17 protein-coding genes and 2 pseudogenes are annotated in these 13,423 nt (G+C 50.5%); 15 read left to right on the top strand and 4 right to left on the bottom strand.

Annotation, left to right across the window (positions count from 1 at the left end):
• Positions 1 to 503: 503 nt before the first annotated feature.
• Positions 504 to 1,000 (top strand): annotated as a pseudogene (locus tag BZJ17_RS12310) (transposase).
• Between the two features lie 47 nt (positions 1,001 to 1,047).
• On the opposite strand, the gene BZJ17_RS12305 reads toward BZJ17_RS12310, so the two are convergent.
• The gene (locus BZJ17_RS12305; protein ID WP_077640920.1) at positions 1,048 to 1,455 is read right to left on the bottom strand and encodes a helix-turn-helix domain-containing protein; all 408 of its coding nucleotides are present in this window, start codon (positions 1,453 to 1,455) and stop codon (positions 1,048 to 1,050) included.
• Positions 1,456 to 1,592: 137 nt separating this feature from the next.
• Between BZJ17_RS12305 and BZJ17_RS12300 the strand changes: the two genes are divergently transcribed.
• The gene (locus tag BZJ17_RS12300; protein WP_077640919.1) at positions 1,593 to 1,970 is read left to right on the top strand and encodes a hypothetical protein; all 378 of its coding nucleotides are present in this window, start codon (positions 1,593 to 1,595) and stop codon (positions 1,968 to 1,970) included.
• Positions 1,971 to 1,989: 19 nt separating this feature from the next.
• Here BZJ17_RS12300 and BZJ17_RS12295 read toward each other — a convergent pair whose 3' ends face one another.
• Positions 1,990 to 2,346 carry a DUF805 domain-containing protein gene (locus BZJ17_RS12295; RefSeq protein ID WP_077640918.1) on the bottom strand — a complete coding sequence of 119 codons (357 nt, stop codon included), beginning with the start codon at positions 2,344 to 2,346 and terminating at the stop codon, positions 1,990 to 1,992.
• Between the two features lie 28 nt (positions 2,347 to 2,374).
• Positions 2,375 to 3,817 carry a transporter substrate-binding domain-containing protein gene (locus tag BZJ17_RS12290; RefSeq protein WP_077640917.1) on the bottom strand — a complete coding sequence of 481 codons (1,443 nt, stop codon included), beginning with the start codon at positions 3,815 to 3,817 and terminating at the stop codon, positions 2,375 to 2,377.
• Positions 3,818 to 3,965: 148 nt separating this feature from the next.
• Between BZJ17_RS12290 and BZJ17_RS12285 the strand changes: the two genes are divergently transcribed.
• The 6 genes from BZJ17_RS12285 (at position 3,966) to BZJ17_RS12260 (ending at position 5,721) form a co-directional block, all read left to right on the top strand.
• A complete protein-coding gene (locus BZJ17_RS12285) occupies positions 3,966 to 4,271 on the top strand; it encodes a hypothetical protein (protein ID WP_077640916.1) in 306 nt (101 codons plus the stop codon).
• A 99-nt stretch (positions 4,272 to 4,370) separates the two neighbouring features.
• Complete coding sequence (locus BZJ17_RS12280) at positions 4,371 to 4,628, top strand: hypothetical protein (protein WP_077640915.1); 258 nt, start codon at positions 4,371 to 4,373, stop codon at positions 4,626 to 4,628.
• 79 nt (positions 4,629 to 4,707) lie between these two features.
• Complete coding sequence (locus tag BZJ17_RS12275) at positions 4,708 to 4,905, top strand: hypothetical protein (protein WP_077640914.1); 198 nt, start codon at positions 4,708 to 4,710, stop codon at positions 4,903 to 4,905.
• A gap of 6 nt (positions 4,906 to 4,911) precedes the next feature.
• Positions 4,912 to 5,163: a hypothetical protein gene (locus BZJ17_RS12270; protein WP_077640913.1), complete on the top strand. Its 252-nt coding sequence runs from the start codon at positions 4,912 to 4,914 to the stop codon at positions 5,161 to 5,163.
• 8 nt (positions 5,164 to 5,171) lie between these two features.
• A complete protein-coding gene (locus BZJ17_RS12265; protein WP_077640912.1) occupies positions 5,172 to 5,402 on the top strand; it encodes a hypothetical protein in 231 nt (76 codons plus the stop codon).
• Entirely contained in the window at positions 5,395 to 5,721 is a 327-nt protein-coding gene (locus BZJ17_RS12260) for a hypothetical protein (RefSeq protein ID WP_077640911.1), read from the top strand. The genes BZJ17_RS12265 and BZJ17_RS12260 overlap by 8 nt, the downstream gene beginning before the upstream one ends.
• Positions 5,722 to 5,758: 37 nt before the next feature.
• On the opposite strand, the gene BZJ17_RS12255 is transcribed toward BZJ17_RS12260, so the two are convergent.
• Positions 5,759 to 6,607: an alpha/beta hydrolase gene (locus tag BZJ17_RS12255; RefSeq protein WP_077640910.1), complete on the bottom strand. Its 849-nt coding sequence runs from the start codon at positions 6,605 to 6,607 to the stop codon at positions 5,759 to 5,761.
• A 234-nt stretch (positions 6,608 to 6,841) separates the two neighbouring features.
• Between BZJ17_RS12255 and BZJ17_RS12250 the strand changes: the two genes are divergently transcribed.
• The 7 genes and pseudogenes from BZJ17_RS12250 (at position 6,842) to BZJ17_RS12220 (ending at position 13,350) form a co-directional block, all read left to right on the top strand.
• Positions 6,842 to 8,191 (top strand): amidohydrolase family protein, encoded by a 1,350-nt coding sequence (locus tag BZJ17_RS12250; RefSeq protein WP_077640924.1) that lies wholly within the window; start codon positions 6,842 to 6,844, stop codon positions 8,189 to 8,191.
• 291 nt (positions 8,192 to 8,482) lie between these two features.
• Entirely contained in the window at positions 8,483 to 9,259 is a 777-nt protein-coding gene (locus BZJ17_RS12245; protein ID WP_198534162.1) for a DUF3450 domain-containing protein, read from the top strand.
• Positions 9,256 to 10,603 (top strand): annotated as a pseudogene (locus BZJ17_RS17680) (MotA/TolQ/ExbB proton channel family protein). The gene BZJ17_RS12245 and the pseudogene BZJ17_RS17680 overlap by 4 nt, the downstream one beginning before the upstream one ends.
• Positions 10,603 to 11,148 (top strand): MotA/TolQ/ExbB proton channel family protein, encoded by a 546-nt coding sequence (locus tag BZJ17_RS12235; RefSeq protein WP_069586743.1) that lies wholly within the window; start codon positions 10,603 to 10,605, stop codon positions 11,146 to 11,148. The pseudogene BZJ17_RS17680 and the gene BZJ17_RS12235 overlap by 1 nt, the downstream one beginning before the upstream one ends.
• A complete protein-coding gene (locus BZJ17_RS12230; protein ID WP_069586742.1) occupies positions 11,148 to 11,552 on the top strand; it encodes a biopolymer transporter ExbD in 405 nt (134 codons plus the stop codon). Before BZJ17_RS12235 ends, BZJ17_RS12230 begins: the two co-directional genes overlap by 1 nt.
• A complete protein-coding gene (locus BZJ17_RS12225) occupies positions 11,552 to 12,178 on the top strand; it encodes an energy transducer TonB (protein WP_077640909.1) in 627 nt (208 codons plus the stop codon). Before BZJ17_RS12230 ends, BZJ17_RS12225 begins: the two co-directional genes overlap by 1 nt.
• Positions 12,178 to 13,350 (top strand): BTAD domain-containing putative transcriptional regulator, encoded by a 1,173-nt coding sequence (locus BZJ17_RS12220; RefSeq protein WP_077640908.1) that lies wholly within the window; start codon positions 12,178 to 12,180, stop codon positions 13,348 to 13,350. Before BZJ17_RS12225 ends, BZJ17_RS12220 begins: the two co-directional genes overlap by 1 nt.
• Positions 13,351 to 13,423 lie beyond the last annotated feature (73 nt).

Here is a 13,423-nt window from a genome sequence, read left to right as displayed (position 1 = left end):
GTGATATATAGATCCGTCATTCCGGCCCTAATTATCTAATAAATTACGTGACGCCCATTACGTATCGAGTGGCTAGGTCAATCAGTTTTGGCTATAAAAGTTTGTTTCTGATATCAATAATCGGTTAAAATATGTCTCATCTACTATCAGGAGGTTAAACGTGACTCGTCATCAAAAATCACATTCCTCTCTGCTAGTGCCTCAAAGTCAGCATGATTTCGCAATTGTCACGAACGTGTCGTCATCTTCGATGAAATAAACTATAAAAATAGATTAGGAATCTCGGATAGATTATGTGTGTTGGATGTTTTTCTTATTCCAATCCCAAATCTTATCGCGATTCTGTATCTTGACTCTTCATTGAGCAATGATTTATTTCTCCCCTGAATATCAATCTGCAGCGATGTCGGCAGTGTAAGATAGGTCACGCCATAAACTTGGCTTATAACCTATCTCAATAGGTATTGTCTTAGTTAAACCGACACCTATTCAAAACACTGTAAATGAGTTCAACGCAATACCTAATCTCCGATGCTCTTTGGGAAAAAATTGAGCCTCTACTGCCTATCCACAAGACAAACTATCCTCTCGGAACACATCGAAAGAGAGTTGATAATCGTGATGCCATGAACGGCATCCTTTTTGTTCTAAGAACAGGTTGTCAATGGAATACGCTTAATGCGACAGGAATTTACACCTCTATCTCCGCATATCGGCGCTTTCAAGAACGGCGTGATGCGGGTTTTTGAGCTATTTCGCAAAACGCCTTAGATTCAGGGCGGGAGATCCCTCATGTTCAATCACGAGCAGAAGAGGCTGCGAGCTTAAAGTAATCTAATGATTTTATTAAGGCTCATCGCTGGGTTGTGGAGCGAACCCATAGCTGGTTAAACCGTTACCGTAGATTGCTGTTCGTTGGGAGAAAAAAATAGAAAACTATGAGGCCGTGTTGCATTTTTATTTTGACCTCATTATTTGGAATAAACCCCTTTGGGGATAGGTTCTAAGTCCTCCTTTTTTCAATCATCCATCAATAAACGGTGACTTTTAATAGGGCGGTGCTTCATCGGTGGGGAATTCCTTTCTCACATTCGCCACTTGCCGAACGCTTAACCCAAACTGGCGGGCGACTTTGGCGCGTGAGTCGCCGTTTAACAGGGCTTTGACGATGGCTTTGTTGCGTTCTTGGATATCGATTTGGCGTGAGGTGGGAAGGGCGAGATAGGTGCCGCCGTATATCTGGCTGAGTATTTCAACGCTTTCTCGGGGCAGTATTTTTATTAGCTTGCTGCGGTCGGGGTATTTGGGAATGTAGACGTCCTGTCCGCCCAATGTCGAGACCAACAAGTAAGTGTCTGGAAAACCTATCAAGTCGATCAGTTCTCGGGTTTTTTCAGACAGAAGCGAAATATTGATATTATCATGATTTAGTGTTGTTTTTGAGACATACTGCATACTGATTTCCATGTCAAGTAAGGTATGCATTGAGCTTACGCAGGTCGGGTTTTAAAACGGCATAGAGAACTTTTGCTCTGTGGCTTTGCGCACCAAATCCAGCAGGATGAAGGCTCTTAATCAAAGGAGCGTTTACTGTGGCGATCATCTCTCCCCTTCAGGATGAAGAGGTTCATACCCTGGCGCAGCACATCATGGCGCGGATCCGTTTTCAGCATCAGATCGTGTTTGGTGCGCAGGCGATGGAATGTCCGCCGGTGCAGCACAAATATCATTTTCAAATTGATGAGTTAGCCGCTTGGCTTAATCAGCCGACGGCAAAGGTGCGGGCGGGCATTGCTGAATTGTGTGCGCGGCTCAGTCATGTGCAGGTGCATCACTATGTCGATAACTCCCCCCATTTTGACTTTGCGGTGTTGTTCAGCCGAGTTGGGTATAGCGAACAGGGGGTGTCGGTGGCGTTAAATACGGAATTGGCCGATAACGTATGGTGGATGACTGCGCCTACTGCATAGTGCAGCAGGCGCAGCATACTTAGAGTGGATGGCCGTTATCAGGGGCAGAGAAGAGCAGTTCGAACCACACCCAAAGGGTGCCTAAGCCCGGGATCATGGCGAGCAGGGTGCGCGCTGGATAACCGAGTTCACGCAGCCGCTTGATGCTCAGTGCAACGGTGGCCCAGGTGACAAACAGTTGGATAAAAAAGCCCAGTACTGAAAACACCACTTCGGGTGGTGTCCAAATGCCATCCATCAATTGAATGCTGTCATGTTGGACGGCAATCCCCATCAAAGACTGAATAACAAACCATGGCAGCACAAAGCAGAGCCAAAACTGGCGCTGGCTGACGGTGCCGCTAAGACCAAAGTAAAAGCTAAGTGATTGTTTCATTGAAATGTCCTTCTACAAAAAAGAGTATTTAGGGTGCCGAGTGGGCGGGTGTAGAGGCATCGGGAAATAACTCCCCGTCGCCGGTTAAGTCGGCGTAATGCTTGCGCTGGCGAAAGATGCGCTGCACATAGTGCTTAGGCTCGCTACCTCGGCAGTAGCCGTAGCGAATGTCTGGACGTTGGTAGACGGCTTGATGCTCGAGCTCAGTGATGTAATCTTCCACGCCGCGTTGAGTCGGTGAGCTAAACCAGTTATCCGGATCGGCGCCGTCAGCACGGGCCAAGGCGCGTGCGTCTAAGACATGACCTAGTCCTGCGTTGTAAGAGGCCAGCGAGAACGCGAGTGCGTCTTGCTCGGGAAGGTGGTGCCAGCGTTTATACATACGGTGGTTGTAGCGGGCGCCGCCACGAATGTTCATTGCTGGATCAAACGGTTGGGTAACGCCCATTTCTTTAGCGGTCGGCGGCATCAGTTGCATCAGCCCCATGGCGCCTGCTGGTGAGACGGCATCGGCGCGAAACCGCGATTCCACATAGCTTTGTGCTGCTAACCACTGCCAATCAAACGGGGCATTATCATAGCGCTGAAACATCGGGTCCCAGGGGCTAAGGGTGCTGGATGAGGATAAAAATGTGCGAGTTTGGGTGGTATCGGGCGCAGTTTGCTGTTGGTGATAGGTGTCGTGAATGCGCTGTGCCGCATCACTTTGTAGCCAGCGATTTAAGGCATCGAGCAATGAGCCGTCGCCGTATTTACTCACCACAAAGCCAACGTTCCGTGGTGCCCCAAAGACTAAACTGACATCTACATTGCTGTCACGTACGTTGGCGTTGCGGGCAATGTGTTCATCGGCCACGGTAAAGTCGATCTCTTTTTCAGCCACATCGGCAACCAGTGCCAAGGTAGCGGTGTGCTCATCGACATAGTGCAGCCCAATGGTGTTGGCATCGGCGGTTGGGCCAATGTTCACCCCTGCTCGTTTGGCGGCACGTATTAGCTCGCCGACATACGCACTGCTTTTACGCAGCGACACCGTGTGGCCTACCAAGTCAGCAATACGGCCGATGGGCTTGTCGCTGCGCTGCACTAATACTTCACGGGTTTCAAACAAGGGGACCGAGAAGTGTACTTGACGCTCGCGCTGAGTAGTTTGGGTGAGATCGGCAGCACCAATATCGGCGTGACCCTGATTCACACGGTCGATAATTGCCGCGACCGTTGGCTGTTTGTCTATTGTCAGTGTCACGCCCAGATGCTCGGCAAAGCCGCTTAGCAGCGCACATTCTCGCCCCACCACCTTATCTTGCACGTAATAGCAGCCCACGCCATCCAAGCGCGTGGCGACCACTAATTCACCACGGGTTTGAATCAGCGCGAGATCGCTGGGTGGGTCGTTTGGTTTACAGGCCAGCAGCACAAAACAGGTTAGTGCTATCAGCAGTGAAGTTCGAGTAAAGGTTAGATAGTGCATGGTCTCTCCGGCGTAATGAATAAGCCGTGAGCGTAGCGGGGAGCGCTTTTTTGTCCGAAGCGTGAAAGTTTTCACTATTACAGCGTGATATGGGCGCAGTTAGAGTAAGCAGACCCAATCAAGGGTAACTAAGAAAAGGAGACTATCTATGCCTGAACCAGGAGATCAAGCGCCAGAAAGCGGTGCACAAAACACGCAAGGATCGGCAACCGGTATTGAGCCAGTGCCTTATCGTGACCGTGTTGATCCTAAGGTCGGCGATCAGACCACCAGTTCGTCTGCACAAAGTGTGAATTTGGATGGTCTGCGCGACTTGTCGGCGCTTTCAAAACTGCAAGTGCGTGAGTTTACCCACACTGGGGCCACGCAAATGCAGGCGACTGCCAATGCCATGACACAAATGGCTGCGGCTGGCGCGAAAGCGGTGAACTACGTGATGGCGGGAAAGAAATAACCCGCTCAAAGGAAGCACTGCCTTATGTTGTTTGGGTGTGTCGCTTCATAAAGTAACCCTCTGCCATGTGGCAGATATTAACTGAAAAAGGAAAGTACTATGCCTGAAGAAAATGGTATTACCCCATCACCTTATCGTGACCGCGTTGATCCGAAAGTTGCGGATCAAACCACAAGCACCTCGGCGCAAAGCCTGAACCTGGATGGTTTGCGTGACTTGTCAGCGCTTTCAAAACTGCAAGTGCGTGAGTTTACCCACACTGGTGCCACGCAAATGCAAGCGACCTCCAACGCCATGACACAAATGGCTGCGGCAGGCGCGAAAGCGGTGAACTACATCATGGACGGCGGCAATTAAGCCACGCTGATCTGTGTACGTGTCGAGGCAGCCGATGTGCTGCCTCGATGCCTTATCCACCACTGAAAAGGAGACCGCCGTGGCCGACAAACCCGATGTGATCAGCCTGCGTGAGCAAACCGAACATAAAGGTCGCTTGGTCGATGTGATGTCGAGTGCGTATTTGCAGCGCTCTATCAACAACTCGGTTGAAACCACCTTGCAAGACCAAGTGAACGCCCGCAACCAACGCATGCTGCTGATGACTAAGCAGCTCAATAAAATCGCTGATTCGTAAGTCACTATGAACGAGGAGGAAGACGTGGCGAGCGATGGTAAGCGTCTGTCGTCTTCCATCTTGGTTCAAAATACCGTTGACCACTTACGGGATACGGCACTACAAACCACGACTGTCGCGGGCAAGGCGTTTCAAAAATGGTTGAGTAATCCATTTAATCTCATGTTCTTGCTGATCATCGTGGTCGCCCATGTACAGCTTTTTATCGCTATTATTCAAGGGCTGCTAATGGTGCTGCTCTCTAAACTCATGCGCTAGGAGGAATCATGCCAACACCGACACTCGATTTTGGTCTACCGGATGACTTTGACCAATACCTCGACAAACTGATTGAGTCCAATGGTACCGATGCGGCCATGGGCGAAGAGCTTCGCGATGCGATTATAAAAAGCTGCCGCGAAGTGAATGATAACCTAGCTGAGTCGTTCTCAGATTTATCGAAAACCGGCTTTGAGCCAGAGGACGAGGCTAATAGCGAGGACGATGGCGATGAGTAAAACCAACATTTCTGATGAAATTGTGCGCAACGCCGTTGAGCTGCAAGGCCTGCAAATGCTGCAAGGTGCCTCCGACTCACTGCGAGATGACCGGCTTAGCAACATCATGCTGAAAAACCAAGTGATGATGAAATGGTTGCAAGAGCCAGACAATAAAGACTACCCGCAACTTCTGGCGCAAATTGGCGCGAAAAGCTTTAAAGAGGAAGTGAAGCAGGCGTATACCTACGCGCTCGATCTGGTCCGGCAAAAAGACTGCCTGTCAGAGACGGATGCTGACACTGCAGAGAAGAGTGGGGATGAGTCTGGCTCGTCATAAAAAGCATAACTGACGTAAGTTACGTAACTTATGTCAGTTATCTGTTTTTCTCTCGGCTATTATCAAAACGATAAATTAATGACTTATCATCCAGATGACTCGTCGTTAAAAACCTCTTAATGCGATTTGCCCACGGATAAGGATTTTCGAGTTGAACGGCGTGACCGCTCGGTATTTCATCGTACTCACTGTGAGGTATTGCGGCTTGTACTTCTTGGGCTCGGTAAGACGGTACAAGGGTGTCAAACGCCATGGCTAAGACGAGCGTCGGGGCCTGAATTTTCGATAAATACTGGCGGATATCTAGGTCTTTACCGAGAGCGATTCTTCGATGCGTATCAGGCAACCCCTTTGTGGCGCATATACGCGCTATCAGCTCTGGATCCATGTTGGACAGAAATGTTGGACTCAATACATGGCTTAGCCCGAACGCAGTTGCTTGTTGCGGCGCGATTTCTTCGAGTGTCTGCCAAGTATTAAACACCAGTTGGTGGCGCGGGTCATCACCATGACACCAAGGTGCACTTAATACTAATCGGTTAATAAAATCAGGATGCTGCGCGGCAACGTAAGCGGCGACCGTAGCCCCGAGTGAGTGACCAACGAGATCAACCTTCCTACTGCCTCTCTCGTTAATGATGGCGATCACCTGATCGGCGAGAGCGGATACTGTCAGCTCATGGTTGGGTAAGCTGGAGTCCCCACACCCGGCATAATCTGGAACGATGATTTCGCGATGATCAAATGCACCGAGAAGGGAGCTATAACTTGCGAAGCCATCACTATTGGTACCATGCAACAGGAGCAATGGGCAGTCGGATTGATTGGGCTGATAAATATGATAGCTACAATGGGAATGGTCGGTTGATACGACGACTTTATTCATGGCTGTTCCAATTGCATATTCAATGGGCCGTAGAGCGTGCCACAGCAAGATCAACAAAATTGCGATAACTCTCTAAAAATTTGGGCTTTTTGGTATGGTTGGCTAATTTAATAGACAGTGCGGTCAGAACCTCATCGTCCTGTGGTTTGTTCAATGAGCGAGGAGCAGGCGCTGTGGACAAGGTTTGAGTCGCTTTTTGTTACTGAGTACAAGGAGTGTGGGATGGAGAGGTTGATGCGATGGATGACGTTCGTTGTGGGCGGCTTGTTGTTGGTGGTCTCTGTTAAGGCGCAGTTGGCGCCGCATCCACAAAGTGTGTTGTTTGAAAATGTGCGTATTTTCGATGGTCAATCTGCGCAGCTTTCTACCCCAAAACATGTTTTAGTTGAGGGAAACAAGATCACACGGATTTCGAGTCAGCCGATTGACGTGGTGCCGTCATTGAACTCCACTGTGATCCAAGGTGAGGGACGCACGCTGATGCCGGGGCTGATTGATGCACATTGGCATGCGATGTTGGCGACTGTTTCGGTCCCAGAATTGCTTACCGCTGACGTCGGCTACATCAATCTTCGGGCCGCACAAGAAGCTGAACGCACGCTAATGCGAGGCTTTACCAGTGTACGTGATCTTAGTGGGCCGGTATTTGGTCTGAAAAAAGCCATTGACGAGGGTATAGTCGCTGGACCGCGCATTTGGCCCTCCGGTGCAATGATTTCGCAAACGGGCGGACATGGTGATTTTAGGATGCGTTATGAGGTGCCTGCTGCGAACAACGCCGGGCTGAGCCGCGGCGAATCGCTCAATGGTGGTGTGATAGCGGATGGCGTGGCGGAAGTAAGAAAGCGCGTTCGCGAGCAACTGATGTTAGGCGCCTCGCAAATCAAACTTGCAGCAGGGGGTGGCGTCTCCTCTGCGTATGATCCGATTGATGTGGCGCAATACTCGGAAGAAGAATTCCGTGCCGCGGTAGATGCGGCAGATAACTGGGGCACCTATGTGACGGTACATGCCTACACGCCCAAAGCGATTCAAACTGCGATCAACGCGGGTGTGAAAGTGATTGAACATGGACAGCTCATGGATGAAGCGACTGCACAATTAATGGCGGAAAAAGGCGTATGGCTGAGCGGCCAAGCCTTCCTTGCTAACGAGTACTCGAATCCGACGCAAGGAGAGGCGAAAGTAAAACAGCAACAGGTCGCCCAAGGCACCGACAACGCCTTTAAGCTTGCCAAGCAATATGGCCTTAAGGTGGCTTGGGGCACAGATATTTTATTCAATCCTGCCATGACAAAAAACCAAGGCGCGATCTTAACCACGATGACAAAGTGGTACACACCGGCTGAAGTGTTATCGATGGCAACGTCTGGGAATGCAGCCTTGCTTGCGCTGTCTGGCAAGCGGAGTCCATATTCAGGGAAATTAGGGGTAATAGAAGAGGATGCTATCGCTGACATCCTGCTTGTTGAGGGTAATCCGCTGGAAAATCTTGACCTGATTGCTGAGCCAGATGCGCACTTCGTTGTGATCATGAAAAACGGCAAAATCTATAAAAACACCTCGGAAACAACAGGGTATTGATAGCAAATGAGCGCACGCGATTAAAAAGAGTAATGGCGTGCGCTGTTGTCTTTGAGCTTAATCGGCCAAGTGCAGAGTTAGGCTAACACCCAGTTGGTCGCTATCTACTTGATGTGTTTTTAGTTTTTATTGTCACTTCTTCTTTACTGATAAGCCGCAATATTCTCCGCTCCCTATGCTGCTAGGCTAGATCTTTGCCGCCAAACTCGGTACATTACACGCAAATAGAAACTATTCTCACTTTTGTTTATGGCGGAAGCCATATCACCAAGCATGTTTGTAGATATCACCATGATAAAATCGTCTTCATTTCGGCTCGTTCTGGGCGTTGCGTCCTGTTTGGCGTTCACGCCAGCGGTGAGTGCGGATCAGCTCGAAAAGGCGCAAGCCATCGAGGGTAAAACCACCCAAGAAGCGGCACAGTCGCAATCACGCATTAATCGCCGCGCCGATGCCAGTTTGGCTATGCGTCAAGAAATTGAGCAAATTCAAACTCAGATCAGTAATTTAGAAATCTACCGCGATCACCTACAAAACTTGGTGAGCAACCAACAGGTAGAAGCACAAAGCCTTCGCGATCAAATCATCGAGATCAAGGAGACGCGCCAAGGCATTGTGCCTTTGATGTACCGCATGCTCGACGGGTTGGAACAGTGGATTGCTAAAGACATGCCACTGAAAGCGGAGCAGCGACAAGCACGCCTAGAAAAACTTCAAGCGATGATGGGTCGCGCCGATGTGGCGGATTCGGAGAAGTTTCGTCGTATTCTCGAGGCCTATCAAATTGAGTGTGACTATGGCACTAAGCTAGATGCTTACCAAGATACCATTGCGCTCGATGGTCGGGCGCATCAAGTGGATGTGCTGCATCTTGGTCGCGTGTCGCTGGTGGCGCGTAGTCTTGATGGCAAGCAGCATTGGGTATGGAGCACACGAGATATGCAGTGGGTATCCTTGGATGCGAGTGCGGGCGAAGCCGTGGATAAAGCCTTCGCGGTTGCACAAAAACAAGTGGCGCCGTCGTTGTTATCTCTGCCTTTAAGTGCCAACCAAGGGGTGAAATCATGAGCTGGAAAACCCTGATTGCTGCAGCCTGTTTTATGGCTGTCGCGCCTTTGACCCATGCTGACGATCTTGTGGGTCAAACCCAACAAGCGCAGCAGCAAGCCCGTGAACACAACCAAGCGCGTGAAGCGGAGTTCGCGATGACGGAGCGGGAGCTGCGCGCCAAACTGAATCAGTTGAAAGCGACCCGTAATGCGATTGAGGCGGAAACCGAAAAACTCAGTGACACCTTTAGTGACAACGAGCAACAACTGGCGTCGTTGGAAGATAAACTTCGCTTAGAATCGGGCAGTTTGGGAGAGCTATTTGGCGTGGTGCGTCAAGCGAGCAAAACCATTCAAACCGACAGCGCTTCCAGCTATGTAGNTCACGCAACCGACCTTTAATCAAACCGTTTCAGAGATCGTTGCCGCCGATACATTACCGTCGCTCAAACAGCTAAATACCTTGTGGCAAGGGATGCTCACCCAAATGCAAACTAGCGGCGAACTGCAAGCGTTAACGCTGCCGGTTGTGGATGCGCAAGGCGTGTCGTCTGAGCAGTCGGTGGTGCGCATCGGTAACCTTGGGCTGATTAGCCCGCAGGGCTATTTGAACTGGCAGTCGGACAGAAAGGTGGCGATCTCGTATCGTGCGCAACCTGATAATACCCTGACTACATCCAAGCTCGAGCAAGCGATCACCTCGGTGGGTGAGCCTGTGCTGGTTGATCCGTCGCGCGGTTTTCTCCTCAGTCAATTGGAGAAAGCGCCAAGCCTGGCGGATCGCTTTAGCCAAGGCGGTTTTGTGGCCAAAGTGATTGCGGCGTTGTTGGCTGTTGGTCTGTTAATTGCGCTCTATCGTGGCGCGGTCCTTTTGTCTATTCATGCCAAAATGCATCGTCAGCTTAAACATCCAGAGTCACCAGAGGATAACCCACTTGGCCGTGTCCTCAAGGTGTATCACGATGCGCCACAACGTGATGTTGAATCGCTGGAGTTACGTTTGCTGGAAGCGGTTGTCGATGAGCAGCAAGGCTGTGAAAAAGGCCTCTCTATGTTGAAACTACTGGCAGCACTGGCGCCAATGCTGGGTCTGTTGGGAACAGTGACGGGGATGATCGAAACTTTCCAAGTGATTACCCAGTTTGGTAATGGCGACCCGAAAGTGATGGCAGGCGGTATTTCGATGGCTCTCGTGACCACGGTACTCGGCTTGATCGCGGCGATCCCACTGCTTCTTGCGCATAATATTTTGAGCGGGCAGGCCGATCACATTCGCGGCATGTTGGAAAAGCAAAGTATTAGCCTTGTTGCAGAACAAGCCGAGCAACCAGCGAATACGGCGGCCACTGGACAAACAGCATGATGGATGTAGAGCTACTTTCCCAATTCAATCACCAAGATATTTGGTTTATCTTGCGCCATTTTATGGCGCAAGGTGGGCCAGTGCTATGGTGGCTGGGTCTGGTAGTGCTGTTTTGCTGGGTGTTGGTGATCGAACGTTTGTTGTACTTATACTCACGGTTTCCGGTACAACGGCAAGCGTGGGTATCGGCTTGGCAAGCACGCACTGATCACCATTCGTGGTATGCACGCGCTATTCGCCAAGGGTGGCTATTTGAAGCACAGCATGAACTGGGGCGCTACCTCAGTTTAATTAAAGCGCTGGTGGCCATTTGCCCGATGTTAGGCCTGTTGGGCACAGTCACTGGAATGATCTCGGTATTTGATGTGATGGCCAGCCAGGGGACCAGCGAGCCACGCTTGATGGCATCGGGGATCTCGATGGCTACGCTGCCGACCATGGCTGGTATGGTGGCGGCCCTTGCCGGCATGTTTGCCCATGCCCGTCTAGTTAAAGCCTGTCAGCGCCGAGAAGTTGCGCTTGAACAGGCGCTTCGGAGTCAGTAATGCGATTGATTCGACCTCATAAGCAGCGCGAAGAAGCGCAAATCGATTTAACCTCCATGTTGGACATTGTGTTCATCATGTTGATCTTTTTTATCGTCACTAGCTCGTTTGTGCGCGAATCCGGGGTGGAAGTGAACCGTCCCGAGGCAAGCCATGCAACCAGCCAAAAAGATGCCGGTATCTTTGTCGCAGTGACCGCATCGAACGAAATCTATATTGATAAGCGTTTGGTGGATGTAGAGCGTGTCGAAGCGACGTTAGAGCATGTACTGTTGGATAAGCCGGATGCGTCCCTTGTGATTCAAGCCGATGAACTGGCGTACAATGGTACCGTCGTAAAAGTGATGGACGCCGCCAAGGGAGCGGGGATAGCGAGTATTGCCTTGGCTACGGAGTCGCCATAATGAAGCGATGGCTGATTTCAATGCCGGTCGCGCTGGTATTCACGTTAGGCTTATTTATGCTGATGGCTCTGATGGTGGGTCACAGTACCCAGCGCCCGCAAGAAAAGTCGACCTCGATGAGCATCGATATTTTTATGCAGGAGCCAGACACCGATGTGCAGCGTCGTCAGCGCACGGTGCCAGAGCGGCCGAAACCACCGGAAATGCCAGATGCGCCGACGCCGGTGACACAAACACAGTCGACAGCTTCCGCTCAGCCGGATATGCCAACGCTGAATTTGCAGACCAACATTCAAGGCGTCATGGTGCAAGCTCCCTCACTGGGTGATTTAAGCGTCATGCAGGGGCCGAATAATCAGCAGGCTATGCCGCTGTTTCGGGTGGAACCCAATTATCCACCACGGGCCATGCGTCGTGGTTTAGAAGGATATGTAGTGGTGCGTTTTACCATTAGTCCTTCCGGTCGACCGCAAGATTTGAGTGTGGTTGAAGCAAATCCGCCCCGTGTGTTTGAACGTGAAGCACTGCGAGCGCTGCGTAAATGGAAGTACGAGCCCAAAGTGGTGAATGGAGAAGCCGTGGCGCAGCCGGGTCAGCAGATCAAATTGGAGTTTAACTTACGCTAATGTTGAAACGACTTATCTTTACCTTGGCATTGATGTTTGCGCTGCCCGCCGCGGCGCAGTTGTCACCCTCGGTTGCCTTATCGATTGAAAAGGCACAAGCGTTAGAGCAAGCGTCTAAGTTGGGCGAAGCCATTGCGCTACTCAACAAGCTGAATGTGAAACGTGATTTTGACAAAGCTTTTGTTGACCGTGCGCTGGGGGTTTTCTACTGGCAATATGGCAACAATGATAAAGCGATTGTTCATATCAAGCGCGCGGTAGATAGCGAGCAATTGCAAGATGCGCAAGCGTGGCAAACCAAGCGGATGTTAGCCGATCTACTGCTGATTGATGGCCAATACGCGGCAGCCTTGCAATATTATTATCCGCTTGCCCGTTCGGTACCCAAAGAGAAAGCAGAGCAGGCAGAAGATGTGTGGCTGCGTATCATGCAAGCGCATTATCAACGCGAGCAATGGCAGAAAGTGTTGGCTGCGTATCCGGACTATGAGCGCGCCATGAATAACACGGCCACCGTGTCGGCATTGTCACTCAAGCTTGGGGCACAATTGCAATTAGAGCAATGGCGCGGGGCGACCCCCACTTTAAAAGCCTTGATTACCCTTGAGCCAGATAATAAACAGTGGTGGCGTCAATTGGCGGCCAACTATGTGCGCTTAGAACAGCCGAAAAACGCGATTAGCACCTATTTACTTGCCAAGCGCAAAGGGATAGCCCTAGAGCCGAGTGAGCAACGGACAGTGGCACAGCTTTACGCCAATGTCGGTGTTCCTGAACGCGCAGCCAAGTGGCTGAAGGGGTTGCCTGAGAGCGAGCAAGATGCGCAAACACTTGCTCAGCAAGCCAGCCTTTGGCAACAAGCGCGTGAATGGCCTCAGGCCATTTCAGCTTGGCAACTAGCAGCTAAGAAAGAGAGCCAATATCACTGGCAGCTGGCTTTGATGCAAATTCAGCAGGGTGATTATCAGCAAGCACTCACTTCGCTAGACAGGGCGGAAAAAGGGGCCTCTAAGAAGGATATTGCGCTAGCGAAAGTACAAGCGTATTACAAGTTGAATCAGTTTGACCATGCCCTTGAACAAGCTAAAGTCGCGCAACGTATTTCGCCGGATGACGCAGTAGAAAGCTGGTTAACCTTTTTGAAAAAACGCCAGAAGATGCAACAAAGCTAATCAATGTTAATTGATAGTCAAGGTTAAAAAAAAAAGGCCCCACAGCAAGTGCTTGTGGGGCCTTTTTTATTAT

This window comes from Salinivibrio sp. IB574 (genome assembly GCF_001996205.1).
Taxonomy (GTDB): domain Bacteria; phylum Pseudomonadota; class Gammaproteobacteria; order Enterobacterales; family Vibrionaceae; genus Salinivibrio; species Salinivibrio proteolyticus.
This window is presented reverse-complemented; position numbering and strand designations above follow the sequence as displayed.

Coding starts and splice junctions, on each gene's coding strand:
- BZJ17_RS12290 (WP_077640917.1), bottom strand. CDS start 3,817: ATGCACTATCTAACCTTTACTCGAACTTCACTGCTGATAGCACTAACC.
- BZJ17_RS12225 (WP_077640909.1), top strand. CDS start 11,552: ATGAAGCGATGGCTGATTTCAATGCCGGTCGCGCTGGTATTCACGTTA.
- BZJ17_RS12285 (WP_077640916.1), top strand. CDS start 3,966: ATGCCTGAACCAGGAGATCAAGCGCCAGAAAGCGGTGCACAAAACACG.
- BZJ17_RS12305 (WP_077640920.1), bottom strand. CDS start 1,455: ATGCAGTATGTCTCAAAAACAACACTAAATCATGATAATATCAATATT.
- BZJ17_RS12220 (WP_077640908.1), top strand. CDS start 12,178: ATGTTGAAACGACTTATCTTTACCTTGGCATTGATGTTTGCGCTGCCC.
- BZJ17_RS12280 (WP_077640915.1), top strand. CDS start 4,371: ATGCCTGAAGAAAATGGTATTACCCCATCACCTTATCGTGACCGCGTT.
- BZJ17_RS12250 (WP_077640924.1), top strand. CDS start 6,842: ATGCGATGGATGACGTTCGTTGTGGGCGGCTTGTTGTTGGTGGTCTCT.
- BZJ17_RS12265 (WP_077640912.1), top strand. CDS start 5,172: ATGCCAACACCGACACTCGATTTTGGTCTACCGGATGACTTTGACCAA.
- BZJ17_RS12245 (WP_198534162.1), top strand. CDS start 8,483: ATGATAAAATCGTCTTCATTTCGGCTCGTTCTGGGCGTTGCGTCCTGT.
- BZJ17_RS12295 (WP_077640918.1), bottom strand. CDS start 2,346: ATGAAACAATCACTTAGCTTTTACTTTGGTCTTAGCGGCACCGTCAGC.
- BZJ17_RS12255 (WP_077640910.1), bottom strand. CDS start 6,607: ATGAATAAAGTCGTCGTATCAACCGACCATTCCCATTGTAGCTATCAT.
- BZJ17_RS12260 (WP_077640911.1), top strand. CDS start 5,395: ATGAGTAAAACCAACATTTCTGATGAAATTGTGCGCAACGCCGTTGAG.
- BZJ17_RS12235 (WP_069586743.1), top strand. CDS start 10,603: ATGGATGTAGAGCTACTTTCCCAATTCAATCACCAAGATATTTGGTTT.
- BZJ17_RS12230 (WP_069586742.1), top strand. CDS start 11,148: ATGCGATTGATTCGACCTCATAAGCAGCGCGAAGAAGCGCAAATCGAT.
- BZJ17_RS12270 (WP_077640913.1), top strand. CDS start 4,912: ATGAACGAGGAGGAAGACGTGGCGAGCGATGGTAAGCGTCTGTCGTCT.